This is a genomic window from Leptothrix sp. (in: b-proteobacteria) (assembly GCF_965250675.1).
Classification (GTDB): domain Bacteria; phylum Pseudomonadota; class Gammaproteobacteria; order Burkholderiales; family Burkholderiaceae_C; genus Sphaerotilus.
The window spans coordinates 238,735-265,338 of the sequence record NZ_CBDFPH010000003.1 but is presented as its reverse complement, the minus strand read 5'-3'; the positions used below and the strand labels follow the sequence as shown (position 1 = coordinate 265,338).

Below are 26,604 nucleotides of genomic sequence, written 5' to 3'. Positions count from 1 at the left end.
GCGACTGTTGGCGAGGTCATGGGGCTGTTCAGTGCGACGCAGTCCCGAGCACCCAGCGGGCCACCCAGTGGCCCAGCGCGAGGTGGGCCTCAACATCCAGATGCACGCCATCCATCGGGCTGACCTGGATGTGCCCGCTCGCGTCCAGAAAATCGACCCCACGGCTGCGGCAGACCGCCGCCATGGCCTGGGCCATCTGCGGCGCCTTGGACTCGGCGCCGGTGAAGAAGCCGGCCAGGCAGCCGCGCTCCAGCACCGGCGCCGGGCTGATCACCAGCATGCGCGGCGCAGGCGCCTCGGGCCGGCTGTTGACGAGCACGGCGTCGATCAGGCCGTGCACGCCGTGGGCGATGGCCTCGGCGCTCAGATGGAAGCGCGCCTTGAGGTCGTTGGTGCCGAGCATGAAGACGACCGCGTCCAGCGGTCGATGCGATTGCAGGCACGCCGGCAGGTAGCGCAGCGCGTTGCGGTCGGCGCCTTCGACCGGGTCGTCGCGGCCGATGGTGCGGCCGGGCAGGCCTTCCTCGACCACCCGCCAGTCTGATCCGGGCGCGCCTTGAAGTTCGCCCTGCAACACACCGGGCCAGCGTTGCTCGAAAGGCCAGCGCAACTCCTGGCCCAGTGCGGGCATGGGTGCGGTGCCGAAGGTGTTGGAGTCACCAAAACACAGGACGGATTTCATGGCGGCCTCGGGCTCGGTCAGTTGAAGACCACCGTACTGTGCCCGTTGAGCAGCACGCGGCGCTCGGTGTGCCACTTCACGGCGCGGGCCAGCACCTGGCTCTCGGTGTCGCGGCCCGTGGCGGTGAGGTCCTCGGGCGTGCGGCTGTGGTCGACCCGGGCGACGTCCTGCTCGATGATCGGGCCTTCGTCCAGATGCGCCGTCACGTAGTGCGCGGTTGCGCCGATCAGCTTCACGCCACGGTCATGCGCCTGGTAATACGGCCGGGCGCCCTTGAAGCTGGGCAGGAAGCTGTGGTGGATGTTGATCGCCCGGCCGGCGAGCGCCCGGCACATCGGGTCCGACAGCACTTGCATGTAGCGCGCCAGGATCACCAGCTCCGCGCCTTCCTTGGCAATGATTTCCAGCTGCCGCGCTTCGGCCTCGGGCTTGGTCGCCGCGCTGATGGGCACGTGGTGGAAGGGCACGTCGTGGCTGGCCGCCAGTTTGTAGAAATCGCGGTGGTTGGAGATGATGGCCCTGGGCTCGATGGGCAGCAGGCCCGACTTCCAGCGGAACAGCAGGTCGTTGAGGCAGTGGCCGTGCTGGCTCACCATGATGACGGTGGGCACGGGCTTGTGCTGCGGGTAGAGGCCGGTGGTCATGGACCAGTCGCTGGCCAGCGCGGCGAGCGCGGCGCTCAAGTCGTCCTGCACGGCGCTGGCGCAGCGGAACTGCACGCGCATGAAGAACTGCGCCGTGCGTGTGTCCTGGTGCTGGGCCGCTTCCTCGATGTTGGCGCCGTGTTGCAGCAGCAGGCCGGAGACGGCATGCACGATGCCCGGTTTGTCGGGGCAGGACAGGGTCAGGATGAAGGAGGTGTGCATCGGGGTTCTCGGCTCGGGTTTCGCTCAGATCTCGATCAGCACCTGGCCGCCTTCGATCCTGGCGGGGTAGGTCTTCAGGGCCACGCACACCGGCGCGCCCAGCGGGCGGCCGTCGCGGATGTCGAAGCGGCCGTTGTGCTTGGGGCACTCGATGACGTGGTCGCTCACCAGGCCGTCGCACAGGTGCACTTTCTCGTGGGTGCACAGGCCGTCGCTGGCGTAGGCCTGGTCTTCGACGCGGTAGATGGCAAAGGTCTTGCCGGCGTGGTCGAAACGCACGACGTCTTCGTCGTCGATGCTGTCGAAATCAACGGTCGGGATCCATTGGGACATGAGGTTTCCTTGGTGGGTTCAGGGATTGAAGGGATCTGATTTCAGGCGGCGGCTGCCCGGTTTCACGGCGGTGGCCAGCGCCTCGCACAGGGCCAGGGCGTTGAGCATCCGTCGCGCGTCCGTGCCGACCCGGACCGCCACGCCCTCCGGGGTGCGCGTGGCAAAGCGGTTCATGCGGCCGCGCACCAGTTTGAGGACGCGGGGGCCGAAGTGCGTTGCGGTCGGTGCGTGTGTGTCCGGCGCGCGGACGCCCGGTGCCATGTCGTCCCACACTGCGATCTGCACCAGCCACGCGCCGGGCGGCGGCGTGTGGCTCGTGGCCTCCAACATCGTCGTGTCGACCTGATGGCAGCCGGCCGCCCGCATGCGCGCCTGCAGATGCGTGGCGATCGTGCGGTCGACCTCGCCGGCCCAGTCGAAGCGGATGTGGCGCGCCGACCGCAGGGACTGCACCGCATGCAGGAACTCCGGCCGCAGCACCAGCCCTTTCAAGCTGGCCAGGCCGAGCGCCGAGTCCTCGATGTCCTGCAGCGCGGCAGAGCATTCCGGCTGCAGCTGGGGCTCTGACAGATCGTCCGCACCGTGCTCCACGCCGTCCAGGAATGCCAGCTTCAGCTCCTGAAAACCTTTCAGGCCAAAGCGCTGGGCCAGCCGCACGACCGAGGCCGGAATCGTGCCGCACGCCAGGGCCACGTCCTGGATGCGGTGGTGATGCAGGGTCGACGCATGCTGGATGCAGAAGCGCGCCACGCTGCGCAGCTTGGGGCTGAGGGTGGGCAGGTCGCGCTGGAGTTCGAGCAGCAGGCGTGGGCTCGAGCCCGCGCCGCGCGCCCAGAGGCCGGCCGTGATGCCGCCATCAAAAGGAGGTGATGCAAGCGTCGGCATTCGGTGGGTTCCTTTTTCGCAAGGGCAGGGTGGGCCATGAAAACGACGGAAAACCAGCGTCAGCGACTACAGTGGCCGGCTGTTGAACCGAAGCCAACCGAACCGAATCGATGCCGATGGCCCGAGACAAATCGACCACCAAGAAAATCACCGCCACGGATGTGGCCGAGCGTGTCGGCGTGTCCAAGTGGACGGTCTCCCGCGCCTTCACCGATGGCGCGTCCATCGCCCCCGACGTGCGCGAACGGGTGCTGCAGGTGGCCGCCGAGATGGGCTACTCGCCCAACCTGCTGGCGCGCAGCCTGTCGACCCGCAGCACGCGGCTGGTGGCGCTGGTGGTCGACGAGCTGGGCAACCCCAACCAGCTCTACCTGCTCAGTGAAGCGACCCGGCAGCTGCAGGCCAAGGGCTTCAGCTCGCTGCTGCTCAACCTCAGTCCCGAATACGGTCCCGCCGCGGCGCTGCGGCTGGCCGACCAGTTCCAGGTCGACGGCATCATGTTCATGGGCACCTCGCTGAATCAGGAGCTGATCGAGCTGGCCCAGAAGATCCGCCGCATTCCGCTGGTGGTGGTCAGCCGCAACAGCTCGCTGGCGAACATCCCGTACGTCACCACCGACGGCTATGCAGCGGGTGCGGAGATCGCCGACCTCTTCCTCGCCCAGGGCTATCGCCGCATCGGCCACATGGCTGGGCCGGCGTCTGCGCGCACCGAACTGCGCCGGCTCGACGGTTTCCGCGATCGGCTGCAGCAGTGCGGCGTGCCGTTGGCCTGCGTGCTGCACACCGAGCATTACAGCCGTGAGCAAGGCATGCAGGCGCTGCTGAAGTACCTGGGGGCGACGCCGCGCGAGCAGCGCATCGAGGCGCTGTTCTGCGAGAGCGACATCCTGGCCCTCGGCGCGCTGGATGCGCTGACGATGACCGGTGCCCAGCACCGCATCGGCGTCGTCGGCTTCGACGACATCGAGATGGCCAGCGCCCCCTCGTACGACCTGACCACCTTCCGCCAGCCGGTCGACTACCTGGTGGCCGAGGCGATCCGGCGCATCATCGACCCGGACGCCGTCGACGCGGGATCGCTGCTGGCGCCCGGCACGCTGGTGCTGCGCTCGTCGCACCGCCGTCTGGCCTGAGTGGCTGGGCATGGCGACGGCGCGGACCTGCGGGCCGGGCATGCGGCGGCTCCGGCTTACCCGGCGACGACCGGACGGCCGTCCTGCAGGCGCACCGTCTTGCCGGTCTTGCACGACAGCGTCGCGGCTTCGGCCACGGCCAGCGCGTTGACGCCGTCCTGCAGCGTCACCGGGTAGGGGGTGCCGGCCTTGATCGCGTCGATGAAGGCGCGCCACTCTGCTGCGTAGGCCGCCATGTAGCGCTCCAGGAAGAAGTACTCCGGCTTGGCGCTGGTGGCACCGGCGGTGGTGATCTTGTTGACCGTGTTCTCCAGCACGTTGCCGGCCTGCAGCAGGCCGGTGGCGCCCAGCAGTTCCAGGCGCTGGTCGTAGCCGTAGACGGCGCGGCGACTGTTCTTGATGACGGCGATGCGGCCGTCGGCAAAGCGCAGCGTGATCACGGCGGTGTCCACATCGCCGGCGGCACCGATGGCCGGGTCGACGATGCTGGAGCCGATCGCCGAGACCTCGACCGGCGCGGCGCCGAAGATCCAGCAGGCCATGTCGAAGTCATGGATCGCCATGTCGCGGAACAGACCGCCCGAGACCTGGATGTAGCTGACCGGCGGGGGCGACGGGTCGAACGAGGTGATCGCCAGCAGCTCGCCCTTGCCGATCTCGCCGACATCGAGCGCCCGCTTGACGGCGGCGAAGTTCGGGTCGAAGCGGCGGTTGAAGCCGATCATCACCGGCTTGCCCGACTGGGCGACCGCCGCCTGGCAGGCCAGCGCGCGCTCCAGGCTCAGGTCGACCGGCTTCTCGCACAGTACGGCCTTGCCGGCAGCCGCTGCCGCTTCGATCAGGCCGGCGTGGGTGTCGGTGGAGGTGGCGATCAGCACCGCGTCGATGGCCGGGTCGTTGATGATGTCCAGCGACGTGCGCGCCTGCGCGCCATAGGCGGCGGCCAGCGTTTCAGCGGCGGCCTGGTTGACGTCCGACACGGCGACGAGCTGGCTGTCCGCGTTGGCGGCGATGCTCTTGGCGTGCACATTGCCGATGCGGCCTGCGCCGAGCAATCCGACTTTGATCATGGGTTGTTCTCCGGTGGGGGTTGAATAGGAAAGAGGAAACAAGGAAGGAGGTCAGGCCGGCAGACGGGCCAGGAACTGCTCGAACTCGGCGTCCGCGATCGGCACGACGTGTTCCGGTGCCGGGTAGACGCCGGTGTTGACGTCGGCGACGAACTCCTTGAAGGCCGCGATGCGCTCGCCCTGCAGGCGCTCGTACTCGGCCGCGAAGTCGCGGTAGGTCTTGGCGTGGCGCGGCTTGTGGCCACGGGTGTGGCCCAGCACGTCTTCCGCGAACAGGTATTGCGCATCGGCGCCCGGGCCCGCGCCCATGCCCAGCATCAGCATGCTGGTGCGGCGCGAGATCTCGGCGCCGACCCGGTCGGGCACCACTTCCAGCTCGGCGCCGAAGACGCCGATGGCTTCGAGCCGCCGCACGTGCTGCCACACCGCCAGCGCGCTGGGCGCGGTCTTGCCGACCGCCTTGAAACCGCCGGTCCAGGTGGCCTGCGACGGGATCAGGCCGACGTGGGCGACCACCGGCACCGCCTCGTCGCACAGGCGTTTCTGGATGTCGAGGCTGGCGGCGCAGTAGAAGCAGTCGCCGCCCAGCGCCATGTAGTGGAAGGCCTCGCGCAGGTAGTCTTCCGCCGTGATCAGCTTGCCGAACGGGCCGTAGGGCAGGCCGACCTGGACGAAGCAGCGGCCGGCGGCGGCGCGCATCTCGGCGGTGAAGAAACGGCCCTCGATCGACAGCATGTCGACCCCGGCCGCATCGGCCGCGGCGGCCTCCTCGGGCGTGGTGACGTAGAGCATCGAGATCTGGCGCACGCCCTTGAGGGCGCGCATGTCGGCGACGGTCGGGCGCTTGGTGCGTGAGGTCATGTTCGGACTCCTGGCGCTCAGACGGTGAACGCGGCGCGGAAGGCTTCCAGCGCGGCTTCCGGCTCACCGGAGGCAAACGCCTCCATGCAGACCGTGCCGCGGTAGCCCATGCTCTTGAGTGCGCGGGCGACGCCGGCGTAGTTGACCTCGCCGGTGCCAGGCTCCATGCGGCCGGGCACGTCGGCGACCTGCACCTCGCCGATCCACGGCTGGCAGGCTCGGCACAGCTCGATCAGGTTGCCCTCGCCGATCTGCGCGTGATAGAGGTCGAGGTTGAGCTTGAGCCCGGGGCGATTGATGCTCGACACCAGCGCCAGCGTGTCCTTGGCCAGCGCGAACGGCACGCCGGGGTGATCGACCGGCAGGTTGAGGTTCTCGATCATGAAGGTCACGCCGTGCCTCTCGGCCAGGTCGGCGATGCGGTTGAGCGTGTCGCGCGCCTTCAGCCACATCGCGCCGGTGACGGTCTCGCAGGGGGTGACGGGCAGACCGCGGTCGCCCAGGCCGGTGCCGTGCAGGTTGAGCCGCGCCACGTTCAGGCGCTTGCCCACGGCGATGGCTTCTGCGGCGGTGGCCAGCAGTTCGTCGGCACCTGCGTCGTCGGCCAGGCGGCCGCGCAGGTAGCCGGTCATCGATGAGAAGCGCGTGCCGGCGGCAGCGGACTTCTCCAGCATCGCCAGGTCGTGGTTCGGCCAGTTCCAGATGCCGGCCTCGAAGCCCATCTCGGTCAGGCGGGCGAGGCGCCAGGACATGGGACGGTCGGACCAGAGCATTTCGGCGCAGGCGGCCAGCACAAAGGGTGAGTTCACAGGGGTGTCCTTCAGTTCGTCAGGTCGGGCGGCATGCACCAACGCTTGGATCGGAGGCGAGTGTAGAAAGCGTTGCATCCGGGTGCAAGTAATTCAGAAAGAATTTTCTCTTTATGTCCTTGAAGTTCGGGTAAACGATGAATTCCAGCAGGGAGGTGCTGTCTGTCGGTTCACGAGAAGTGCTGGATCCAAAGCTGTCACTGCCTTTAAAGACAAGGCAGAGCCTGTGCATATCAATGCCTGGAAGCTGTCTTTCTTTCGGGTAATTACTCAGAACAAAATTTCCAATGTGCGCATAAAGTTGCATGCACTCGGTTGCAATGCAAAAGCATGCAACCCACTGAAATGCCTCAAAGGAAGCTCGATCGCCATGGATGACCTGCTCTACGGAGTCCGAAACAAGCGCGGAGACTGGGCGCCCAACGGGCGGCGCGAGATTCCGCCGTTCTGGGCCCGGCCCCCGCAACTCCTCAAAGTCCTGAAATGGCTGCCTGGCTACGTTTGGCCCTGGAACCTGTTCCACCTGGCCACGGCGCTGCTGTGGTGGTTCTTCGTGGTGCCCGATGTCGAGACGATGAAGGTGCTCACCTGGACCTGGCCGGTCTGGCTGCTGGCGGTCAACTGGGTCGCCAACCTGGCCTGGTACGGCGCATTCGAGTGGCGCCTGTATGTGCGCAAGGCACAAGGCGGGCGCTTCAAGTACCACCACAAGTTCCCGGCCGAGCAGCCCTCGGACGTGTTCTGGTTCAAGAGCCAGAACCTGGACAACTTCCTGCGCAGCTTCCTGATCTCGATCCCGCTGTGGACGCTGGTGCAGGTGATTTTTCTCTGGTGCTACGCCAACGGCATCGGCTCCTGGCTGACCTGGGACGAGCACCCGGTCTACCTGACCGCGCTGCTGCTGCTGTCGCCGGCCATTCATGAGGTGCACTTCTACGTCATCCACCGGGCGATGCACTCGCCGCGCGTCTACAAGTGGGTGCACGCCATCCACCACAACTCGGTCAACCCGAGCCCGTGGTCGTCGCTGAGCATGCATCCGGTGGAGGGGTTCCTGTACCACGCGGTGGCGCTGTGGCACCTGGTGATTCCGTCCAACCCGATCGTGGCGCTGTTCCAGCTGCACGCGGCCGGCTTCGGGGCGATCAACGGCCACATCGGCTTCGAGAAGATGGAGCTCGGCCAGGACCGGGCGATGGAGAGCCACGCCTACACGCACTACCTGCACCACAAGTACTTCGACGTGAACTTCGGCGGCGACGGCCTGGTGCCGCTCGACCTGTGGCTGGGCACCTGGCACGACGGCAGCAAGGACGGCGACCGTCAGATGCAGGCCCGCTATGCGAAGAAGCTCGAACGCATGAATGCACACAAAGAGAGAGAGAAAGAGAAGGAGAACGCGCCACCGTCCACGCCCTGAACCACCACCGCTGCATAAAACACCCACCCGCCTGTCGATCGATCGACGGCAAGACCCCTGAGGAGACAACCATGAAATCAATCAAGAACACGCTCAAGATCCTGGCCCTCACCGCCGCGATCGCCGCCTCCACCGCCGCCATGGCCGCCGGCCCCAAGATCTTCGTGATCGGCGGCAAGGCGGACGACCCGTTCTGGTCGCGCGTCAAGAAGGGGGCTGATGACGCCGCGCTGGTCGTCAAGGCAGGCGGTGGCACCGTCACCTGGCTCGGCCCGCAGACCTATGACAACCTCGGCCCCGACGCGGCCAAGCTGATCCGCACTGCGCTGAGCCAGAAGCCCGACGCCATCGTCGGCCCCGACTGGGTGCCCGAGGCGATGGATGCGGCCTTCAAGGAAGTGGTCGCTGCGGGCGTGCCGCTGATCATCTACAACGCCGGTGGCATGGAAGCCGCCAAGCGTCTGGGCGCGATGAACTACGTCGGCAGCGAGGAGTACGTGGCCGGCATGGGCGGCGGCGAGTACTTCGGCAAGAGCGGCTCCAAGAATGTCATCTGCGTGAACACGCAGCCGGGCTCGACCAACCAGGAATCGCGCTGCAAGGGTGTGGCCGACGGCATCGCCAAGGCCGGTGGCAAGGGCACGCAACTGCCGCTGCCGTCCTCGGCCTTCGGCAACCCGACGGCAGTGGCGCAGGCCATCAAGGCCGCGCTGCAGAAGGACAAGACCATCGACGGCGTGATCACCATCAGCGCCGGTGACGCCACCAGCGCCGCCACCGGCATCCAGCAAGCCGGCCTGGTCAAGCAGGTCAAGCTCGGTACTTTCGACATCGACCCGACCAACCTGAAGCGCATCCAGGACGGCACGCAGCTGTTCTGCATCGACCAGCAGCCCTACCTGCAGGGCTACCTGGCGGTGTCGATGCTGAACAGCTACGTCAAGTACGGCCTGAAGGTGCCGACGGCCCCGATCCTGACGGGCCCCGGCATCGTCGACGCCTCCAACGTGGCTGCCACCGTGGCGGGCGCGGCAGCGGGCGCTCGCTGAGCTTCACGCGGATCCAAGTTGAGGGCCGGTCCGGCCCGGGTGGACCTTCGGGCCGGACCTGCTTCATCACTCGGTCGCCACCGCGGTGGCGGACAAAATTTTCGATCTACTGCCGTGACCACACGCCTGAACCCATGAACTCGAACACCACCACCGCCCCGGTCCCCGGGGCCGCGACCGAAGCGAGGGGCGGCACGCCCAAGACCTCGCTGAGCAGCCTGCTGCGACGGCCCGAGACCGGCTCGCTCATCGGCCTTGTCTCGGTCTTCATCTTCTTCTCGATCTTTGGCGGCGAGACGTTCCTCTCCACCAGCGGCGCGGCCAGCTGGCTCAACATCGCCGCCGAGCTGGGCATCATCGCGCTGCCGGTCGGCCTGCTGATGATTGCCGGCCACCTGGACCTGTCGGTCGGCAGCGTCATTCCGGCCAGCTCGATGACGGTGGCCATCGTCTCCGGCCACTTCGGCCTGCCGATGCCCGTGGGCATCGCGGCGGCCCTGTGCCTGGGTCTGGCGGTGGGGTTTCTCAACGGCTATCTGGTGATCCGCACCGACTTGCCGTCCTTCGTCGTGACGCTGGCCACGCTGTTCGCGGTGGCGGGCCTGACGCTCGGCCTGTCGGTGATCGTGGCGGGCAGCACCAGCGTGCCGCTCCAGAGCGATCCGCTCACCAAGGCGATTTTCGGCGACTTCATCGACGGCAAATACCAGGTCATCCTGCTGTGGTGGATCGGTGCGTCGCTGCTGGTCGGCTTCATCCTCAGCCGTACCAAGTACGGCAACTGGATCCTGGCGCTGGGTGGCGACAAGGTCAGCGCCCGCAATGCGGGCATCCCGACCGACCGGCTCAACGTCGCCCTGTTCATGGGCAGCGGGCTGTGCGCGGCCTTCGTGGGCATGTGCCAGGCGATTCTCTACAACAGCGCCCAGGTGTCGGCCGGGCAGTCGTTCATCTTCAACTCGATCATCGCGGTGGTGATCGGCGGCGTGATCCTGACCGGCGGCTACGGCTCGGTGGTGGGCATCGTGCTGGGGACGCTGACCTTCTCCATCGTCAACCAGGGCATTTATTACACCGGCTTTGATGCGAACTGGGCCAGCCTGATCATCGGCGTGCTGCTGCTGGCGGCTGTGCTGCTGAACAACACGTTCCGCTCCATGGCCTTGTCACACGCCGCGCCTCGCGCGAAACAGAAAACCAACGGGAAGGCTGCCAAATGACCACGCCGCTGCTCAAGCTCACCGCCATCAACAAGTCTTTTGGCCCGGTCAATGTCCTGCATGACATCTCCCTGGAGGTCAAGGCCGGCGAGATCCTCTGCCTGCTGGGCGACAACGGCGCCGGCAAGTCGACGCTGATCCGCATCCTCTCGGGCGTGCACAAGCCGACCACCGGCGAGATGCGCATGAAGGGTCAGCCGGTGTCCTTCGACAACCCGCGCGACGCCAGCGACAACGGCATCGCCACGGTGCACCAGTTCGGCGGCACGTTTCCGCTGATGAGCATTGGCCGCAGCTTCTTCGTCGGCGCCGAGCCGACCAGACGCTGGGGGCCGTTCGAGGTCTTCGACCGCAAGAAGGCCAACGAAATTGCCGTGCGCGAGATGCGCCAGCTCGGCATCACCCGCATCGACGACGGCAACCGCCTGGTCGGCGGTCTCTCAGGCGGCGAGCGCCAGGCGCTGGCGATTGCCCGCGCAGTGCACTTCGGCGCCAGCGTGCTGATCCTCGACGAGCCCACCGCCGCGCTCGGCGTCAAGGAGGCGGCGCACGTGCTGCGCATCATCCTGCAAGCGCGCAACAAGGGCATCGCGGTGATCTTCATCACCCACAACGTCACGCACGCGATGACCGTGGGCGACCATTTCGCGGTGCTGATCCGCGGCGCCAAGGCGGCCGATTTCCGCAAGGGCGAGAAGACCCGCGAAGAGATCACCGACCTGATGGCCGGTGGCGAGGCGATGGCCGAGCTGGAGGCCGAGATCGAGGGCTATATGGCCACGCATGAAGGGCACCCGCCGCAGGTGGCTTGACGGCGGGGCGGGTTCAGCCGGCCAGTTTGTCCTGCGTGCGCAGGTCGAAGTCGGTGGCGTCGTGGCGCTCGTGCAACTGCTCCGACAGCTCGCCGAAGGAACGGTTGACGATGCGCCCGCGCTGGACGGCCGGGCGCTGTGCAATCGACTCGGCCCAGCGCTGCACGTGGGTGTATTCCTGCACCTGCAGGAACTCGGCGGCGTTGTAGAGCGCGCCGCGCACCAGCTGGCCATACCAGGGCCAGACGGCGATGTCGGCGACCGTGTAGTCCGCGCCGCCCAGGTAGGCGCTCTCGGCCAGGCGGCGGTCGAGCACGTCGAGCTGGCGCTTGGTCTCCATCGTGAAGCGGTCGATGGCGTACTCGAACTTGCTCGGCGCATAGGCGTAGAAGTGGCCGAAGCCGCCGCCCAGGTAGGGCGCGCTGCCCATCTGCCAGAACAGCCACGACAGGCATTCGGCGCGTGCCGCGCGCTCGGTGGGCAGGAAGGCGCCGAAGGTTTCGGCCAGGTGCATCAGGATGGCGCCGGACTCGAACACCCGGATCGGCTCGGGCCCGCTGTGGTCGACCAGCACCGGAATCTTGCTGTTGGGGTTGGCGGCGACAAAGCCGCTGCCGAACTGGTCGCCCTGGTTGATGCGGATCAGCCAGGCGTCGTACTCGGCGCCGGTGTGGCCGAGCGCGAGCAGCTCTTCGAGCATCACCGTGACCTTGACACCGTTGGGCGTGGCCAGCGAGTAGAGCTGCAGCGGGTGCTTGCCCACGGGCAGTTCCTTGTCGTGCGTGGCGCCGGCAATCGGCCGGTTGATGTTGGCGAACTGGCCGCCGTTGGCCTTGTTCCAGGTCCAGACGGCGGGTGGGGCGTAGGTCGATGAATCGGTCATGAGGGCGGTCTCCGAGGGGCGGTGTTGCATCGTAAGCGCCGGGTTCAAACCGGTCGCCCGCCCCGGGCTTTGGCCGGCTGGGTGGGGCCTGGGTGATTCTGGTTCATCATTTGGCGCAGCCAGCCCGCGCCGCTGACCAGCAGGATGCCAACCAGCACCAGGCCGCTGCCGACGACGAAGCCCGGCTCCAGCGGCTCATCCAGCAGCCAGATGCCCAGCACGATGCCGAACACCGGCGTCATGAACGAGAGCACGCCCAGCCGAGAGGCCAGGTAGCGGCGCAGCAACCAGCACCAGACCAGGAAGCTGGCGAAGGACACGATCACGCTCTGGAACGCCAGGTGCGCCCACGCAGCCGGTGTGGCCTGGAAGTGCACCTGGCCCGTGACCAGCGCCGCCGGGATCAGCAGTGCGAAAGCCCCGGCGAGCTGGTAGAGCAGCGTTTCCGTCGCCGGCGCCGCGCTCAGGCCGGTGCAGCGGATGGTCACGGTCGTCGCGCCCCATGCGGCTCCTGCCAGCAGCGACAGCAGGTCGCCCAGCAGGACGTGTTCGTTCGCGAGATTGGCGGTGCCCGCGCCCCGGCCAAGAAAGGCCAGGGCGATGCCCCCGAACGCCACGCCGATGCCCGCCCACTGCAGCCAGTGCAGCCGCTCGGCCGGCAGCTTCCAGTGCAGCCCCAGCGCGGCAAACAGAGGCGCGGTGTAGAGAAATACCACCACATGCGAGGCGTGCGTGAAGCGCAGGCCCTCCGCCACCAGCACGTACTCCAGCGCGAACAGGGCACCCACCACCAGACCCGGCCGCCACCGGCCCGCGTGCAGTTGCAGGCCTTCGCCGCGCCAGCGCATCAGCGCCGCCACCAGCAGCGCGGCCACGCCCGAACGCACGCAGACCATCAGCATCGGGCTGACGTCGCCCGCGACGGCCTTCAGCGAGATCTGCTGCAGGCTCCAGATCAGGCACAGCAGCACCATGGTGCCGATGGCGCGGCCGTCGAGTGCGGTTCGGGTGTCCATGCCATCCAGCTTCGGTTCGTTGATACCGGTGCATTGTCGGATTGGCGTCTTTCATCGAGATAGCGAATATCAGACAATCGATGCTGCCAACCGGACAACGCCCGCGCTGCTGCTCCCATGCCTTCAGACCCTTCAGAGACGAACACGCTGCACCAGCCGCCCTACCACGACGCCTTGCCCGCGCCCATCGTCTTCCGGGCCGCGCAGATGCCGTCACAGGCCAGCTACCCGACCCACCGCCACGCCTGGGGCGAGTTCGTCTATTCGTTCAGCGGCGTCATGGAGGTGAAGCTGGCCGGGCAGCACTACTTGGCGCCGCCGCAGTACGGCATCTGGCTGCCACCGGACGTGGAGCATCGCGGCCTGAACCGCCAGCAAGCCGTGCACAGCTCCCTGTACGTGGCGGCCGAACTGTGCGCGGCCCTGCCGCAGACGAGTTGTGCGCTGACCGTCAGCCCGCTGGCGCGCGCGCTGCTGGAACACTTGCGCCAGCAGCCGCCAGGCCTGCCGCAGAGTGCGCCCGAGCAGCGACTGCTGCAGGTGCTGGTCGACCAGCTGAGCCACGCCCGCAGCGTCGGCAGCTACTTGCCGCGATCGGACGATCCGCTGCTGCGCGTGGTGCTGCAGGCGTTGGAGCAGAACCCCGGCGATGAGCGCTCGCTGGCCGACCTGGCGGCGGACGTTCACAGCACCGAACGCACCCTCAGCCGCCGCTGCCAGCGCGATCTGGGCATGTCGTTCGCAGAGTGGCGCCAGCGCCTGCGGGTGGTGAAGGCGCTGCCGCGCCTGGAGGGCGGCGAAAAGGTGGAGACGATTGCCCTGGACCTGGGCTACGCCAGCGCGTCGGCCTTCATCGCGATGTTTCGCCGGCTGACAGGGGTCACGCCGGCGGAGCATGCGCGCCCACGCGGGCCGGCGAAGCCGGGTTGAGCACGCCGGGCCTCGTGTTCGCCTGGTGTCAGCTGATCACCACATACTTGATCGGGCATCAGGCAAACTTCGTGTTGTGCTTGCCGTTGCAAGAAGCCGGCTCAACATCGAATACAGTAATTTCATTTCCTTCACTCCATCATGAGATGGGCGACACCATGACTGCTGATAAATCCAAGATCATCTACACCCTGACGGATGAAGCGCCCCTGCTGGCGACTTACTCGTTCCTGCCGATCATCCGCACCTTCACCGCACCGGCCGGCATCGATGTGGTCGAGAGCGATATTTCGGTGGCTGCTCGTGTGCTGGGTGAATTCCCCGAATACCTGAGCGAAGAGCAGCGGGTGCCGGACAACTTGGCCGAACTCGGTCGCCTGACGCTGTTGCCCGATACCAACATCATCAAGCTGCCCAACATCAGCGCCTCGCAGAACCAGCTGGTCACGGCCATCCGCGAACTGCAGTCCAAGGGCTATGCGCTGCCGGACTTCCCCGAGCAGCCCAAGACCGACGAAGAGAAGGCCATCCGCCTGCGCTACAACAAGTGCATGGGCAGCGCCGTCAACCCGGTGCTGCGCGAAGGCAATTCCGACCGCCGTGCGCCGCGCGCCGTCAAGGAATACGCCCGCAAGAACCCGCACAGCATGGCCGAGTGGAGCCAGGCGTCGCGCTCGCACGTCTCGCACATGCACGCCGGCGACTTCTATCACGGCGAAAAGTCGATCACGCTCGACAAGGCGCGCGACGTCAAGATGGAGCTCATCACCAAGAGCGGCAAGACCATCATCCTCAAGCCCAAGGTGTCGCTGCTGGATCGCGAGGTCATCGACAGCATGTACATGAGCAAGAAGGAACTGCTGGCCTTCTACGAGCGTGAAATCGACGACGCCTACAAGACCGGCGTGATGTTCTCGCTGCACGTCAAGGCGACGATGATGAAGGTCTCGCACCCGATCGTGTTTGGCCACTGCGTCAAGATCTTCTACAAGGACGCGTTCGAGAAGCACGCCAAGCTGTTCGAAGAGCTTGGCGTGAACGTCAACAACGGCATGGCGAACCTGTACGACAAGATCGCCACGCTGCCGCAAAGCAAGCAGGACGAGATCAAGCGCGACCTGCACGCCTGCCACGAGCACCGCCCCGAGCTGGCGATGGTCGATTCGGCCAAGGGCATCACCAACTTCCACTCGCCCAACGACGTGATCGTCGATGCGTCCATGCCCGCCATGATCCGCAACGGCGGCAAGATGTGGGGCGCCGACGGCCGCCTGAAGGACGTCAAGGCCGTGATGCCGGAGTCGACCTTCGCCCGCATCTACCAGGAGATGATCAACTTCTGCAAGTGGCACGGCGCCTTCGACCCGAAGACCATGGGCACGGTGCCCAACGTCGGCCTGATGGCCCAGCAGGCCGAGGAATACGGCTCGCACGACAAGACTTTCGAAATCGCCGAAGACGGCGTGGCCAACATCACCGACCTCAAGACCGGCGAAGTGCTGCTGAGCCAGAACGTGGAGCAGGGCGACATCTGGCGCATGTGCCAGGTCAAGGACGCCGCCATCCGCGACTGGGTCAAGCTGGCCGTCACTCGCGCCCGCAACTCCGGCATGCCGGTGGTGTTCTGGCTCGACGCCTACCGTCCGCACGAGGCGCAGCTGATCACCAAGGTCAAGATGTACCTGCACGAGCACAACACGGTCGGCCTGGACATCCAGATCATGAGCCAGGTGCGCGCCATGCGTTACACCCTGGAGCGCGTGATCCGCGGCCAGGACACCATCAGCGCCACCGGCAACATCCTGCGCGACTACCTGACCGACCTGTTCCCGATCATGGAACTCGGCACCAGCGCCAAGATGCTGTCGGTCGTGCCCTTGATGGCCGGTGGCGGCATGTACGAAACCGGTGCCGGTGGTTCGGCGCCCAAGCACGTGCAGCAGCTGGTCGAGGAAAACCACCTGCGCTGGGATTCGCTCGGCGAGTTCCTGGCGCTGGCCGTCAGCATGGAAGACCTTGGCATCAAGACCGGCAGCAGCAAGGCCAAGATCCTGGCCCGCACGCTGGATGCGGCCACCGGCAAGCTGCTTGACAACAACAAGGGCCCGTCGCCCAAGACCGGCCAGCTCGACAACCGGGGCAGCCAGTTCTACCTGGCCATGTACTGGGCCCAGGAACTGGCGGCGCAGACCGAGGACGCTGAGCTGGCGACCCACTTTGCGCCCCTGGCCAAGACCCTGACCGAGAACGAGCAGAAGATCACCGACGAGCTGAAGGCCGTGCAGGGCGCGCCTGCCGATATTGGCGGCTACTACCTGGCCGACCCGGTCAAGGTGAGCGCCATCATGCGCCCGAGCGCCACGTTCAACGCCGCGCTGGAGGCCGCAGCGCAACGCTGATGGCCGTGAATCTGGACGGGGCGCAGATCCATGCCGGGTCTGCGCCCCGTTCAGTTGTGTTCAGAAAAAATACAAAAGGAACTCCGCCATGGGCGCGCAGTGGAAAGCAAAGCACAAGGATGTGGCCGCCAATGCCAAGGGCCGGCTGTTCGGCAAGCTGTCCAAGGACATCATGATTGCCGCGCGCCACGGCGCCGACCCTGCGGCCAACGCCCGCCTGCGGCTGGTGGTCGAGCAGGCACGCAAGGTCTCCATGCCCAAGGAAACCCTGGAGCGGGCGATCAAGAAGGGCGCGGGGCTGACCGGCGAGGCCGTCAACTTCGAGCACGTCATCTACGAAGGCTTTGCGCCGCACCGCGTGCCCGTCATGGTCGAGTGCCTGACCGACAACGTCAACCGCGCTGCCTCTGACATGCGCGTGCTGTTCCGCAAGGGCCAGCTGGGCACGTCCGGTTCGGTGGCGTGGGACTTTGACCACGTCGGCCTGATCGAGGCCGAAGCCGCCGCAGCGGGCGCCGACCCCGAAATGGCCGCCATCGAAGCCGGCGCGCAGGACTTCGAGCCTGGCGACGAAGACGGCACCACGATGTTCCTGACCGACCCCACCGACCTAGATCTGGTCAGCCGCGCGCTGCCGGCGCAAGGCTTCACGGTGCTGTCGGCCAAGCTGGGCTACAAGCCCAGGAACCCGGTCAACCCGGCGAGCCTGAACGCCGAACAGCTGGAAGAGGTCGAAGTCTTCCTGGCCGCGCTCGATGCGAACGAAGACGTGCAGAACGTGTTCGCGGGCCTGGCCGGCTGACGCCCGCGTTGATGGCCGCGCCGATCCTGCAGGTCCACAACCTGCATTTCGCCTACGCCGATCAGGCGCCGCTGTTCACCGACTGGTCGGCTGCTGTGCCTGCTGGTATCACGTGGCTGGACGGCGAGCCGAGCTGCGGCAAGTCCACCTTGCTGCGTTTGCTGGCGGGTGAGCTGCGTGGCCGCGGCCAGTTCACGCTGGCGGGCCAGCCCCTGGAGACCGACTCGGCCGCCTGGCGCCGCCAGGTCTGCTGGATCGACCCGCGTGATGTGGCCTGGGACGAGCTGACGCCGGGCGGATTGATGGCCGCACAGCATGCGCTGCATCCTGCGTTGGACAAGTCGGCGTGGCAGCGGCATGTGGCAGGTTTTGGCCTGGCACCGCACCTGGCCAAGCCGATGTACGCGTTGTCGACCGGCTCGCGCCGCAAGGCCGCGCTGGCGGTGGCGCTGAGTGCGGGCTGCGCCTTGACGCTGCTGGACGAGCCGACGGCCGGGCTGGACGGGCCGTCCGTGGCCTGGCTGGCGCAGGCGCTGGCAGAAGCGGATCAGGCCTGGCTGCTGGCGAGCGCCTATGGACTGGAAGGCCGGCTGGCGCTGGCGGGCACGATCACGCTGTGAGTCGGCGCGGCTTCACTTGAGCTTGCCGAGCGCGACGCGGAATTCTTCGAGCTTGGCCTCGTAGTCTGTCGCGTCGCCGTAATCCAGGAAACGGTTGTAGCGCGCGTGGGTGCCCAGCACCTTGTGGGCGTGCTTGATGGGGCAGAAGTACTGCTCGGTGCGCGCCAGGATCTCGGTCATGTAAGCCATCAGCCCGTTGCCGTACTCGCAGTAGGTGCAGTGGAACTTCTCGATGAAGTTCAGGTAGCCGAGGTAGTGCCGGTCGAACACGATGTAGTCGCCGCGCCTCACCCGCGTGATGCCGTAGATCGGGAAGCAGGTCCACTGGTAGAGCGTCACGCACAGGTCGATCAGCATCATCGGGATCACCATGCCGTAGATGATCGGCCCGGTGATCAGGTTCTGCGGCCGGTTGGTGACCAGCCAGCGGAAGAAGTTGTTCTTGAGCTGGCGGTGCGCGGTCTTGACCGAGCGCTCGAACTCCACCCGCCGGCCCTTGATCTGGAAGAACATCCGGCTTTCCTGATCGTGGACGGCGGTGCGCAAATCGTCTTCCAGTGCAGCCATCTGCGCCAGGATCTGGGTGATTTTCTCGTTCATGGCTTGAGCATAGGCCGTCCCCGCGTCACGACGAAAAAAAACCGACTGGGAGACCCAGTCGGTTGAAAGGTACCTGGAAGCTAGCTTGCGCGCGGTACCGAGGAGACAACTTGTGACGCGGAGGCTGCAACCGAGAGGGCCACGGCCCCGCGTTGAATCGCGGTCGATCAGGCGGCGCGGCGGGCCGTCTTCGGCGCCACGGCAGCAGCGGCCTTGGTGGCTGTCTGGCTCATGGCTTCGAAGTTGGCTTCTGCAGCCACGGCGGCTTGCTTGGCCGACTTCTGCATGGTTTCCAGCGCGCTGTTGGCGGCGGTCATGGCCGACTTCACCATGGCGACGGCGCCTTCGCTGCCGGCCGGGGCGTTCTTGACGGCGCCGTCCACCAGCGAGACCACTTTTTGCTGCGCAGCCGACACTTGGGCTTCGATCAGCTTGGTGACTTCAGCCTGGGTGCCCGAAGCGATTTCGTAGACCTGGCGAGCGTAGGCCGATGCCTTATCGGCGCCCGGCTGCAGCAGGGTCGACTGCAGGCTGACGAATTCTTGCGCGTCCTTGACGGCCAGCAGGGCCTTGGCGGCGTCGGTCGACTCGCTGAACAGCGCGCGGGCGGCTTGCAGGTTGAGCTCAACCAGCCTCTCGACGCCTTCGAACGACTTCTGCGACAGCTCGATGAAAGCCTCCAGATTGGCCTTGTTGGCTGCGGCGAATTGCTCAGGGGTGTTGGTCGTCATGGTGTGAACTCCAGTGGGTTGATGCGAAAGCGTTGAAGCGGAAATTCAGTCCTGATGGGGTACTGAATTCGGTGCCGGGCAGTTTTGCTGCACTGCAACATGGAATGAAGTATGGGCTGCCTGCGTGTCAATTTCAAGTCCAATGTTGCATTGCAGCAATTATTAGGGTTGATCCTCTAAATTTGTGATTCGGGATGCGAGCTGGGCACTTTCGCGAGAATGCCGCGCCATGCGCGCCTATTACGCTGATCACTTCGTCCTGCCGCTGCCGCCCGGGCATCGCTTCCCCATGCACAAATACCGCATGCTGCGCGATGGCATCGTCGCTGCATTGCCGCAGGTGCGCCTTGCGCAAGCGCAGCCCGCGAGCGAGGGGGAGCTTGCGCTGGCGCATACGCCCACCTACATCCACGCGGTGCTGGAAGGCTTGTTGAGTGCCGCACAGCAGCGCGAGATCGGCTTCCCCTGGTCGCCCGCCATGGCCGAGCGTGCCCGGCGCTCGGTCGGCGCCACGGTGACCGCCGCACGTGACGCCCTGCGCGAAGGCGTGGCCGCCAACCTGGCCGGTGGCACCCACCACGCCAGTGCGGGGCAGGGCGGTGGCTACTGCGTCTTCAACGATCTGGCGGTGGCTGCGCGCCTGATGCAGGCCGAGTGGGGCCGCCAGCGCCGCAGCCTGCTGCGGGTGGCGGTGATCGATCTGGACGTGCACCAGGGCAACGGCACGGCGGCGATCTTTGCCGACGACCCGACCGTCTACACCCTGTCGCTGCATGGCGCCAAGAACTTCCCGTTTCGCAAGGTGGCGGGCGACCTGGATGTCGACCTGCCCGACGGCTGCACCGACGCGCCCTACCTGCAGGCGCTCGACGATGCGCTTGCGCAGCTCTGGCGCCACCACGGCGATCAGCCGCCCGGGCTGATCCTCTATCAGGCGGGGGTGGATGCCTTCGAGGGCGACCGGCTCGGCCGCCTCAAGCTCACCGCTGCGGGCATGGCCGAGCGTGACCGGCGCGTTTTTGCCGCCGCCCGCGAGCGCCGCATTCCCATCGTGCTGACCATGGGCGGCGGCTACGGCCATGTGATCGAGGACACCGTCGCGCTGCAGTTGCAGACCTACCGCGAGGCGCTCGCCTCGTGGCAACACTGGCAGCATGGGCCGCACCCACAGCAGGAATAATCCACGCCATGAATTTGATGACTCCCCCTGAAGCCGGCACGTTGATGGACAGCGCAAGCGTCGATCACGCCATCACCTCGCGCCGCTCGGTGCGCGCCTTTCTGCCGACGCCGGTGCCGCGTGAGGTGATCGAGGCGATCCTGGCCGTGGCTGCCCGCTCGCCCTCGGGCACCAACACGCAGCCCTGGCAGGTGCATGTGCTGACCGGTGCCAGCCGCGACGGCCTGTGCGCCCAGTTGCAGGCCGCGCACGACGACCCGGTCATCGCCGCCCAGCATCAGGAGGACTATGACTACTACCCCGCGCAGTGGACCGACCCCTACCTGGCGCGCCGCCGCAAGGTGGGCTGGGACCTGTACAGCCTGCTCGGCCTCACCCGTGACGACAAGGCCGGCATGCACCACCAGCACGGCCGCAACTACCAGTTCTTCGATGCGCCGGTGGGCTTGATCTTCACCATCGACCGCACGCTGTCGCAAGGCTCGTGGCTCGACTACGGCATGTTCATGCAGAGCGTGATGGTGGCCGCGCGCGGCCGGGGGCTGGACACCTGCCCGCAGGCCGCCTTCAACAAGTTCCATCGACTGATTGCCGCGCACCTGTCGTTGCCGCCCGAGCAGGCGGTGGTCTGCGGCATGGCGCTGGGCCACGCCGATCCGGCAGCCATCGCCAACCAGCTGCAGACCGAACGCGCGCCGGTGGTTGAGTTCACCCATTTCCATTCATGAAGGCGCATTCATGAACGGCGCCACGCTTTCCGCCTGGTGGGGCCTGCCGTTTGCGGGTGTGCTGCTGTCGATTGCGCTGTGCCCGCTGCTGCTGACGCGGCTGTGGCATCACCATTACGGCAAGATCGTCGCGCTCTGGACGCTGGCGCTGCTGTTGCCGCTGGCGTGGCTGCAGGGGCCGGCCATCGCCGCCGGCAGCGTGGCGCACGCGCTGGTGGCTGACTACGTGCCCTTCATCGTGTTGCTGACGGCGCTCTACACCGTGGCCGGCGGCATCTACATCCGCGGCAACTTCCACGGCAGCCCCGGCTTCAACGCAGGCCTGATGGCGGTGGGTGCGCTGCTGGCCAGCGTGATGGGCACCACCGGCGCGTCGATGCTGCTGGTGCGCCCGCTGATCCGCGCCAACGACAACCGCCGCCACGCCGCGCACGTGCTGGTGTTCTTCATCTTCATCGTCAGCAACGCGGGCGGCTCGCTCACGCCGCTGGGCGATCCGCCGCTGTTCCTGGGCTTCCTGAAGGGCGTCGATTTTTTCTGGACGCTGCGCAACATCCTGCCCGAGACGCTGTTCCTGATCGGCGCGCTGCTGGTCGTCTTCTGGCTGATCGACACCTGGTATTACCGCCGTGAAGGCGTGCAGCCCGTCGACCCCACGCCGGATACGCCGCGCATCGGCCTGGAGGGTGGAGCCGTCAACCTGACGCTGCTGCTGGTGGTGATCGGCCTGGTGCTGTTGAGCGGCATCTGGAAGCCCGACGCCCACTGGAGCGTGGCCGGCGTGCACCTCGGCCTGGCTGCGCTGGTGCGCGACGCCGGCCTGCTGGCGGTGGTGGCGCTGTCGCTCTGGCTCACGCCGCGTGCAGTGCGCGAGGCCAACCAGTTCAACTGGGCGCCGATGCAGGAGGTGGCCCGGTTGTTTGCGGCCATCTTCATCACCATCGTCCCCGTGCTGGCCATGCTGCAGGCCGGCGCGCAGGGGGCGTTTGCGCCGGTGGTGGCGCTGGTCACCGGGGCCGACGGCCAGCCGCTGCCCGCCATGTACTTCTGGGCCACCGGCCTGCTGTCGTCCTTCCTGGACAACGCGCCGACCTATCTGGTGTTCTTCAACCTGGCCGGTGGCGACCCGCAGGTGCTGATGACCACGCAGGCGACCGTGTTGGCGGCGATCTCGGCCGGCTCGGTCTTCATGGGCGCCAACAGCTACATCGGCAACGCGCCCAACCTGATGGTCAAGGCCATCGCCGAAGACCGGGGTGTGAAGATGCCCAGCTTCTTCGCCTACATGGCCTGGAGTTCTGCCATCCTGCTGCCGCTGTTCGCGCTCATCAGCCTGATCTGGCTACGCTGAGCTTTTCTGCCGTTTCTTTGCCGTCCCCTTGCCGTTCACCCCACACAACGACCTGCTGCCCGCCATGAACTCACCCGCCACGCCCCGCCCGCGCCTGCTCGTCACCCGTCAGGTTTTCCCGGAAGTCATCGCCCGGCTGGCCGAGCACTTCGAGGTGGCGCACAACGACAGCGACACCCCCTGGAGCCAGGACGAGCTGATCGCCCACCTGCAGGGCTTCGATGCCGTCTTCGTCACCACCGGCGAGCGCATCGATGCGCGCCTGCTGACCGCTTGCCCGCAGCTCAAGGCCGTCTGCAGCATGGCGGTCGGCTACAACAACATCGACGTGCCTGCCTGCACCGCTGCCGGCGTGCTGGCCAGCAATGCGCCCGATGTGCTGACCGAAACCACCGCCGACCTGGGCTTTGCGCTCATGATGGCCGCCGCCCGCCGCCTGGCCGAGAGCGAACACGCGCTGCGCCGGGGCGAATGGACCCGGTGGAGCGTCGACCAGTTCTGCGGCCAGGACGTTTTCGGCAGCACGCTCGGCATCCTCGGCATGGGCCGCATCGGCCAGGCGGTGGCGCGGCGCGGTGCGCTGGGTTTCGGCATGAAGGTGGCGTACCACAACCGCTCGCGCCTGGCGCCCGAGGTTGAGGCGCCGCTGGGCGCGCAGTGGCTCTCGCTGCCGGACCTGCTGCGCACGGTCGACCACCTCGTCATCGTGCTGCCCTACAGCGCCGCCTCGCACCACCTGATCGGCGCGGCCGAACTGGCGCAGATGAAGCCCACTGCCACGCTTGTCAACATCGCCCGGGGCGGTATCGTCGACGACGCCGCGCTGGCGCTGGCGCTGCGCAACAACGTCATCGCCGCTGCCGGACTGGACGTGTTCGAGGGCGAGCCGGCCGTGCACCCCGACCTGCTGACCGTGCCCAACGTCGTGCTCACCCCCCACATCGGCAGCGCCAGCCGCCCCACGCGCGTGGCGATGGCCAACCTGGCAGCCGACAACCTGATCGCGCGCTTCACGGGCGGTGTGCCGCCGACGGCGTTGAATCCGCAAGTGCTGAGCGCCGGATGAGTTTGGGAAGGTGCACATGACGTCGATCGGGACCCGCTTCATCGCTGCGGCCGCGCTCCTGCTGATGGTCACCACCGTCAGCGCAGCCAGCTACGCCGAACTGCAACCCATCCTGCAGGCGCGATGCGTGCTCTGCCACGCCGGCGCTTCTGCGGCGGCAGGGCTGCAACTCGACAGCCTGCCCGGCCTGCTCAAGGGCAGTGCGCGCGGGCCGGTCGTGGTCAAGGGCGACGCAGCGGGCAGCGAACTGGTCAGGCGCCTCAAAGGACAGAGTCAGCCCCGCATGCCGCTCACCGGCCCGCCTTACCTGAGCGACGCCGAAACCGCGCTGTTCGAACGCTGGATCACGGCGGGTCTGCCGGCGGGGACGGCCTCTGCTGCCCCGCCTTCGAGCGCGCCCTTGCTGTCCCGGCCGCAGCCGGGCGAGGCGCCCACCTGGGCGCATGTCGCCCCCATCCTGGCCACCCGCTGCGCCAAATGCCACAGCCCGCAAGGCCAGATGGGGCCGGCGCCTGAGGGTTATCTGCTCAACAGCTACCAGGGCGCCCTGTCCGCCAGCGACCGGGTCCGCATCGTGCCCGGCCAGCCGCTGGCCAGTGAACTGCTCCGGCGCGTGCGCGGCCATGCCCGGCCACGCATGCCGTTCGACGGCCCGCCCTGGCTCAGCGATGCGGACATCGGCCTCATCAGCGACTGGATTGCTGCAGGCGCCCGCAACAGCGCCGGTCAACCTGCGCCGGTGCCCGCAGGTGCTCGTATCCGCTTGCGCGGCGTGCTGGCCTCCGATGGCACGCTCGACGGCCTGCCCCTGCCAGAAGGTGGCCGCCGCGACCGCCTGCCGTGCCCGGGCGAGGGCGTCGAGCTGCGCGGCACGCTGGGTCCCGACGGCCAGATCGACGCCGAGCGGGTGCGCCGGCGTTGATGCCTGCGTTGACGTCGGCGGCTCAGGCCTGCTTCAGCAACGCCGTATCGATCGGCAACTGACGCAGCCGCTTGCCCGTGGCGGCAAAGATGGCGTTGACCACGGCGGGCGCGGCCGGCGGGGTGCCGGGTTCGCCGATGCCGCCGGGTTTTTCGCTGCTGGGCAGGATGTGGACTTCGACCTGGGGCATTTCGGTCAGGCGCAGGACGGGGTAGTTGTGGAAGTTGGACTGCTCCAGCCGCCCGTCCTTGAAGTCCAGCTTGCCGTAGAGCGCCGCGCTCAGGCCGAAGACGATGCCGCCTTCGATCTGGCGGCGGATGATCTCCGGATTGACCGTCATGCCGCAGTCGACCGCCGCGACCACGCGGTGCACCTTGGGCGTACCGTCGGCGGCCACTGACACCTCGGCCACTTCGGCCACGTAGCTGCCGAAGCTCTGCGCCACCGCGATGCCCCGGAACACGCCCGCCGGCAGCGGCTGGCCCCAGCCGGCTTGCTGCGCGGCGGCTTCGAGCACAGCCTTGTAGCGCGGCTGCTTGTCGAGCAGGGCGCGGCGGAACTCGTACGGGTCCTTGCCGGCGGCGGCTGCCAGCTCGTCGATGAAACCCTCGATGAAGAAGATGTTCTGCGAGTGGCCGACCGAGCGCCAGAACCAGACCTGCGGGCCGGGCTCGCGGCGGCCGTATTCGAGCTTGAGGTGCTCGATGTCATACGGCTGGTCGGCCACGCCTTCCATCGCGAAAGCGTCGACGCCGTTGTCCGGAATCTTCATGAAGCCCGAGGCCGCCATGATCGACGGCGACGATACGCCAGCGGTCAGCGACTTCAGCGCGCCCTGCGCATCAAGCGCACCGCTGAAATGCGCCACGGCAGCCGGGCGGTAGAAGCCGGCCATCATGTCGTCTTCGCGGCTGTAGATCAGCTTGACCGGCTTGCCGCTCAGCTTGGACAGCAGCGTGGCGTCGATGACGAAGTCCGACGCAAAGCGCCGGCCGAAGCCGCCGCCCAGCATCATGGTGTGGACCTTGACGCGCGCCGGCTGCACCTGCGCCACCTGGCCCAGGATGCCCTGCACCGGGCCCTGGCTCTGCGTGCCGGCCCAGATGTCGACGTCCTCGCCGCGCACCCAGGCGGTGCAGTTGAGCGGCTCCATGGTGGCGTGCGCCAGATAGGGCACGCTGTACGTGGCCTCGACGACCCGCGTGGCCGACGCCGGGCGGCTGTCGCCCTTGGCGATTGCGACCGAGCCGCCCGCCCTGGCGCCTTCGGTCAGCTGGGCCGTGATCTTCTCGGTTGACAGGTCCGCCAGCGCGCCCAGGTCCCAGTCGATCTTGAGCGCGTCGCGGCCTTTCCTGGCCGCCCAGTAGCCCTCGGCCAGCACCGCCACGCCGTGCGGAATGCTGATGACCTGCTTGACGCCGCGCACCGCCTTGGCAGCGCTGTCGTCGAGCGTGCGCACCTTGGCGCCGGGCTGCGGCGCACGCGCCATCACGGCCACCAGCATGCCGGGCACGACCACGTCGATGCCGTACTTGGCGCTGCCGTTGAGCTTGGCGGGCGTGTCCAGGCGGCGCTTGGGCTGGCCGAGGATCTTGAAGTCCTTGGCCGCCTTGAGCGGCGGATTCTCTGGAACCGGCAGCTTGGCTGCGGCGAGGGCGAGGGCGCCGTAGCTCAGCTTCTTGCCGCTGGCGCTGATGACGTGGCCGGCTTCGGTGCGGCACTGGTCGGCGGATACCTTCCACTGCTCGGCGGCGGCAGCCACCAGCATGGCGCGGGCGGCGGCGCCGGCCTTGCGCACCGGCTCCCAGTGCGCGCGCACCGTGGTGCTGCCGCCGGTGGCCTGCATGCCGAACAGCGGATTGTTGTAGGCCTTGTCAGCCGGCGCCTGCTCGACGCGCACCTGCGCCCAGTCGGCGTCCAGTTCTTCAGCCACCAGCATCGGGATGGCGGTCAGCACGCCCTGGCCCATCTCGGCCGAGCCGCAGACCACGGTGACGCGGTTGTCGGGCGTGATGCGCAGCCAGGCGCTGGGCTGGAACTGCGCCACGGCGGTGACGACCCCGGCGCGGGCGGCCGTTTTGAGCGCCTTCTTGCGGTTGGCGGCCAAGCCGGTGGCGGGCAGGGCGAAGCCCAGCACCAGCGCGGCACCGCCGCCGAGCAGGCCGCGGCGGGTCGGGTGGCTGACTGGTGTGTCGTGGCCGTCGCTGTCGGTGTCGTTGTGGGATGCATTCAT

27 protein-coding genes are annotated in these 26,604 nt (G+C 67.3%); 14 read left to right on the top strand and 13 right to left on the bottom strand.

The annotated features are described in order from the left end of the window. Nucleotides 1–28: 28 nt before the first annotated feature. From AC5IG3_RS06760 to AC5IG3_RS06745, 4 genes are read right to left on the bottom strand one after another with little or no spacing between them, the layout of a single operon-like run. Nucleotides 29–682 (bottom strand): SGNH/GDSL hydrolase family protein, encoded by a 654-nt coding sequence (locus AC5IG3_RS06760; protein WP_491905516.1) that lies wholly within the window; start codon nt 680–682, stop codon nt 29–31. Between the two features lie 17 nt (nt 683–699). After that, the gene (gene purU / locus AC5IG3_RS06755) at nt 700–1,548 is read right to left on the bottom strand and encodes a formyltetrahydrofolate deformylase (protein ID WP_491905515.1); all 849 of its coding nucleotides are present in this window, start codon (nt 1,546–1,548) and stop codon (nt 700–702) included. A 24-nt stretch (nt 1,549–1,572) separates the two neighbouring features. Further along, on the bottom strand, nt 1,573–1,881 hold the full coding sequence (locus AC5IG3_RS06750) for a MocE family 2Fe-2S type ferredoxin (protein ID WP_491905514.1): 309 nt from the start codon (nt 1,879–1,881) through the stop codon (nt 1,573–1,575). An 18-nt stretch (nt 1,882–1,899) separates the two neighbouring features. Continuing rightward, nucleotides 1,900–2,766: a MurR/RpiR family transcriptional regulator gene (locus AC5IG3_RS06745; protein WP_491905513.1), complete on the bottom strand. Its 867-nt coding sequence runs from the start codon at nt 2,764–2,766 to the stop codon at nt 1,900–1,902. A gap of 116 nt (nt 2,767–2,882) precedes the next feature. On the opposite strand from AC5IG3_RS06745, the gene AC5IG3_RS06740 reads away from it, so the two are divergent. Further along, on the top strand, nt 2,883–3,902 hold the full coding sequence (locus AC5IG3_RS06740; RefSeq protein WP_491905512.1) for a LacI family DNA-binding transcriptional regulator: 1,020 nt from the start codon (nt 2,883–2,885) through the stop codon (nt 3,900–3,902). 56 nt (nt 3,903–3,958) lie between these two features. Here AC5IG3_RS06740 and iolG read toward each other — a convergent pair whose 3' ends face one another. From iolG to AC5IG3_RS06720, 4 genes are read right to left on the bottom strand one after another with little or no spacing between them, the layout of a single operon-like run. Then, on the bottom strand, nt 3,959–4,972 hold the full coding sequence (iolG, locus tag AC5IG3_RS06735) for an inositol 2-dehydrogenase (RefSeq protein ID WP_491905511.1): 1,014 nt from the start codon (nt 4,970–4,972) through the stop codon (nt 3,959–3,961). Between the two features lie 51 nt (nt 4,973–5,023). Continuing rightward, nucleotides 5,024–5,833, bottom strand: coding sequence for a 3-methyl-2-oxobutanoate hydroxymethyltransferase (locus tag AC5IG3_RS06730; protein WP_491905510.1), 810 nt, complete (start codon nt 5,831–5,833; stop codon nt 5,024–5,026). Between the two features lie 17 nt (nt 5,834–5,850). Then, complete coding sequence (locus tag AC5IG3_RS06725; RefSeq protein WP_491905509.1) at nt 5,851–6,642, bottom strand: TIM barrel protein; 792 nt, start codon at nt 6,640–6,642, stop codon at nt 5,851–5,853. Between the two features lie 19 nt (nt 6,643–6,661). Then, nucleotides 6,662–6,949: a hypothetical protein gene (locus tag AC5IG3_RS06720; protein WP_491905508.1), complete on the bottom strand. Its 288-nt coding sequence runs from the start codon at nt 6,947–6,949 to the stop codon at nt 6,662–6,664. Nucleotides 6,950–7,012: 63 nt separating this feature from the next. On the opposite strand from AC5IG3_RS06720, the gene AC5IG3_RS06715 reads away from it, so the two are divergent. The 4 genes from AC5IG3_RS06715 (at nt 7,013) to AC5IG3_RS06700 (ending at nt 11,143) form a co-directional block, all read left to right on the top strand. Next, on the top strand, nt 7,013–8,062 hold the full coding sequence (locus AC5IG3_RS06715) for a sterol desaturase family protein (RefSeq protein ID WP_491905507.1): 1,050 nt from the start codon (nt 7,013–7,015) through the stop codon (nt 8,060–8,062). Nucleotides 8,063–8,133: 71 nt separating this feature from the next. After that, on the top strand, nt 8,134–9,111 hold the full coding sequence (locus AC5IG3_RS06710) for a sugar ABC transporter substrate-binding protein (RefSeq protein ID WP_491905506.1): 978 nt from the start codon (nt 8,134–8,136) through the stop codon (nt 9,109–9,111). A gap of 134 nt (nt 9,112–9,245) precedes the next feature. Further along, complete coding sequence (locus AC5IG3_RS06705; protein WP_491905505.1) at nt 9,246–10,331, top strand: ABC transporter permease; 1,086 nt, start codon at nt 9,246–9,248, stop codon at nt 10,329–10,331. Then, entirely contained in the window at nt 10,328–11,143 is an 816-nt protein-coding gene (locus AC5IG3_RS06700; protein ID WP_491905504.1) for an ATP-binding cassette domain-containing protein, read from the top strand. The genes AC5IG3_RS06705 and AC5IG3_RS06700 overlap by 4 nt, the downstream gene beginning before the upstream one ends. Nucleotides 11,144–11,156: 13 nt before the next feature. Here AC5IG3_RS06700 and yghU read toward each other — a convergent pair whose 3' ends face one another. Together yghU and AC5IG3_RS06690 are read right to left on the bottom strand one after the other, a co-directional pair. Further along, a complete protein-coding gene (yghU, locus tag AC5IG3_RS06695; protein ID WP_491905503.1) occupies nt 11,157–12,026 on the bottom strand; it encodes a glutathione-dependent disulfide-bond oxidoreductase in 870 nt (289 codons plus the stop codon). A 44-nt stretch (nt 12,027–12,070) separates the two neighbouring features. Beyond that, a complete protein-coding gene (locus AC5IG3_RS06690) occupies nt 12,071–13,042 on the bottom strand; it encodes a DMT family transporter (RefSeq protein ID WP_491905502.1) in 972 nt (323 codons plus the stop codon). Between the two features lie 117 nt (nt 13,043–13,159). Between AC5IG3_RS06690 and AC5IG3_RS06685 the strand changes: the two genes are divergently transcribed. From AC5IG3_RS06685 to AC5IG3_RS06670, 4 genes are all read left to right on the top strand, one after another. Then, on the top strand, nt 13,160–13,972 hold the full coding sequence (locus tag AC5IG3_RS06685) for an AraC family transcriptional regulator (RefSeq protein WP_491905501.1): 813 nt from the start codon (nt 13,160–13,162) through the stop codon (nt 13,970–13,972). A gap of 158 nt (nt 13,973–14,130) precedes the next feature. Next, nucleotides 14,131–16,371 (top strand): NADP-dependent isocitrate dehydrogenase, encoded by a 2,241-nt coding sequence (locus AC5IG3_RS06680; protein WP_491905500.1) that lies wholly within the window; start codon nt 14,131–14,133, stop codon nt 16,369–16,371. A gap of 88 nt (nt 16,372–16,459) precedes the next feature. Beyond that, entirely contained in the window at nt 16,460–17,173 is a 714-nt protein-coding gene (locus tag AC5IG3_RS06675; protein WP_491905499.1) for a YebC/PmpR family DNA-binding transcriptional regulator, read from the top strand. 11 nt (nt 17,174–17,184) lie between these two features. After that, entirely contained in the window at nt 17,185–17,793 is a 609-nt protein-coding gene (locus tag AC5IG3_RS06670; RefSeq protein ID WP_491905498.1) for an ABC transporter ATP-binding protein, read from the top strand. Nucleotides 17,794–17,805: 12 nt separating this feature from the next. Here the strand turns inward: AC5IG3_RS06670 and AC5IG3_RS06665 are convergent, their stop codons facing one another. Beyond that, nucleotides 17,806–18,393 carry a hypothetical protein gene (locus tag AC5IG3_RS06665; RefSeq protein WP_491905497.1) on the bottom strand — a complete coding sequence of 196 codons (588 nt, stop codon included), beginning with the start codon at nt 18,391–18,393 and terminating at the stop codon, nt 17,806–17,808. Nucleotides 18,394–18,560: 167 nt separating this feature from the next. Continuing rightward, a complete protein-coding gene (locus AC5IG3_RS06660; protein ID WP_491905496.1) occupies nt 18,561–19,124 on the bottom strand; it encodes a phasin family protein in 564 nt (187 codons plus the stop codon). Nucleotides 19,125–19,353: 229 nt separating this feature from the next. Between AC5IG3_RS06660 and AC5IG3_RS06655 the strand changes: the two genes are divergently transcribed. The 5 genes from AC5IG3_RS06655 (at nt 19,354) to AC5IG3_RS06635 (ending at nt 24,371) form a co-directional block, all read left to right on the top strand. Then, nucleotides 19,354–20,304: a histone deacetylase family protein gene (locus tag AC5IG3_RS06655; protein ID WP_491905495.1), complete on the top strand. Its 951-nt coding sequence runs from the start codon at nt 19,354–19,356 to the stop codon at nt 20,302–20,304. An 8-nt stretch (nt 20,305–20,312) separates the two neighbouring features. Then, a complete protein-coding gene (locus tag AC5IG3_RS06650; RefSeq protein WP_491905494.1) occupies nt 20,313–21,032 on the top strand; it encodes a nitroreductase in 720 nt (239 codons plus the stop codon). A 10-nt stretch (nt 21,033–21,042) separates the two neighbouring features. Further along, nucleotides 21,043–22,383: a sodium:proton antiporter gene (locus tag AC5IG3_RS06645; RefSeq protein ID WP_491905493.1), complete on the top strand. Its 1,341-nt coding sequence runs from the start codon at nt 21,043–21,045 to the stop codon at nt 22,381–22,383. A 64-nt stretch (nt 22,384–22,447) separates the two neighbouring features. After that, nucleotides 22,448–23,449 carry a 2-hydroxyacid dehydrogenase gene (locus AC5IG3_RS06640; protein ID WP_491905492.1) on the top strand — a complete coding sequence of 334 codons (1,002 nt, stop codon included), beginning with the start codon at nt 22,448–22,450 and terminating at the stop codon, nt 23,447–23,449. A gap of 16 nt (nt 23,450–23,465) precedes the next feature. Beyond that, nucleotides 23,466–24,371: a c-type cytochrome domain-containing protein gene (locus AC5IG3_RS06635; protein ID WP_491905491.1), complete on the top strand. Its 906-nt coding sequence runs from the start codon at nt 23,466–23,468 to the stop codon at nt 24,369–24,371. A gap of 22 nt (nt 24,372–24,393) precedes the next feature. On the opposite strand, the gene AC5IG3_RS06630 is transcribed toward AC5IG3_RS06635, so the two are convergent. After that, complete coding sequence (locus AC5IG3_RS06630) at nt 24,394–26,604, bottom strand: xanthine dehydrogenase family protein molybdopterin-binding subunit (RefSeq protein WP_491905490.1); 2,211 nt, start codon at nt 26,602–26,604, stop codon at nt 24,394–24,396.

Bases quoted from the DNA above. Each gene is read 5' to 3' on its own strand.
- AC5IG3_RS06655 (WP_491905495.1), top strand. From the start codon at position 19,354: ATGCGCGCCTATTACGCTGATCACTTCGTCCTGCCGCTGCCGCCCGGG.
- iolG (WP_491905511.1), bottom strand. From the start codon at position 4,972: ATGATCAAAGTCGGATTGCTCGGCGCAGGCCGCATCGGCAATGTGCAC.
- AC5IG3_RS06705 (WP_491905505.1), top strand. From the start codon at position 9,246: ATGAACTCGAACACCACCACCGCCCCGGTCCCCGGGGCCGCGACCGAA.
- AC5IG3_RS06710 (WP_491905506.1), top strand. From the start codon at position 8,134: ATGAAATCAATCAAGAACACGCTCAAGATCCTGGCCCTCACCGCCGCG.
- AC5IG3_RS06670 (WP_491905498.1), top strand. From the start codon at position 17,185: ATGGCCGCGCCGATCCTGCAGGTCCACAACCTGCATTTCGCCTACGCC.
- AC5IG3_RS06645 (WP_491905493.1), top strand. From the start codon at position 21,043: ATGAACGGCGCCACGCTTTCCGCCTGGTGGGGCCTGCCGTTTGCGGGT.
- AC5IG3_RS06640 (WP_491905492.1), top strand. From the start codon at position 22,448: ATGAACTCACCCGCCACGCCCCGCCCGCGCCTGCTCGTCACCCGTCAG.
- AC5IG3_RS06740 (WP_491905512.1), top strand. From the start codon at position 2,883: ATGGCCCGAGACAAATCGACCACCAAGAAAATCACCGCCACGGATGTG.
- AC5IG3_RS06685 (WP_491905501.1), top strand. From the start codon at position 13,160: ATGCCTTCAGACCCTTCAGAGACGAACACGCTGCACCAGCCGCCCTAC.
- yghU (WP_491905503.1), bottom strand. From the start codon at position 12,026: ATGACCGATTCATCGACCTACGCCCCACCCGCCGTCTGGACCTGGAAC.
- AC5IG3_RS06660 (WP_491905496.1), bottom strand. From the start codon at position 19,124: ATGACGACCAACACCCCTGAGCAATTCGCCGCAGCCAACAAGGCCAAT.
- AC5IG3_RS06680 (WP_491905500.1), top strand. From the start codon at position 14,131: ATGACTGCTGATAAATCCAAGATCATCTACACCCTGACGGATGAAGCG.
- AC5IG3_RS06630 (WP_491905490.1), bottom strand. From the start codon at position 26,604: ATGAATGCATCCCACAACGACACCGACAGCGACGGCCACGACACACCA.
- AC5IG3_RS06750 (WP_491905514.1), bottom strand. From the start codon at position 1,881: ATGTCCCAATGGATCCCGACCGTTGATTTCGACAGCATCGACGACGAA.
- AC5IG3_RS06675 (WP_491905499.1), top strand. From the start codon at position 16,460: ATGGGCGCGCAGTGGAAAGCAAAGCACAAGGATGTGGCCGCCAATGCC.
- AC5IG3_RS06720 (WP_491905508.1), bottom strand. From the start codon at position 6,949: ATGCAACTTTATGCGCACATTGGAAATTTTGTTCTGAGTAATTACCCG.
- AC5IG3_RS06635 (WP_491905491.1), top strand. From the start codon at position 23,466: ATGACGTCGATCGGGACCCGCTTCATCGCTGCGGCCGCGCTCCTGCTG.
- AC5IG3_RS06760 (WP_491905516.1), bottom strand. From the start codon at position 682: ATGAAATCCGTCCTGTGTTTTGGTGACTCCAACACCTTCGGCACCGCA.
- AC5IG3_RS06665 (WP_491905497.1), bottom strand. From the start codon at position 18,393: ATGAACGAGAAAATCACCCAGATCCTGGCGCAGATGGCTGCACTGGAA.
- AC5IG3_RS06715 (WP_491905507.1), top strand. From the start codon at position 7,013: ATGGATGACCTGCTCTACGGAGTCCGAAACAAGCGCGGAGACTGGGCG.
- AC5IG3_RS06745 (WP_491905513.1), bottom strand. From the start codon at position 2,766: ATGCCGACGCTTGCATCACCTCCTTTTGATGGCGGCATCACGGCCGGC.
- purU (WP_491905515.1), bottom strand. From the start codon at position 1,548: ATGCACACCTCCTTCATCCTGACCCTGTCCTGCCCCGACAAACCGGGC.
- AC5IG3_RS06700 (WP_491905504.1), top strand. From the start codon at position 10,328: ATGACCACGCCGCTGCTCAAGCTCACCGCCATCAACAAGTCTTTTGGC.
- AC5IG3_RS06730 (WP_491905510.1), bottom strand. From the start codon at position 5,833: ATGACCTCACGCACCAAGCGCCCGACCGTCGCCGACATGCGCGCCCTC.
- AC5IG3_RS06690 (WP_491905502.1), bottom strand. From the start codon at position 13,042: ATGGACACCCGAACCGCACTCGACGGCCGCGCCATCGGCACCATGGTG.
- AC5IG3_RS06650 (WP_491905494.1), top strand. From the start codon at position 20,313: ATGAATTTGATGACTCCCCCTGAAGCCGGCACGTTGATGGACAGCGCA.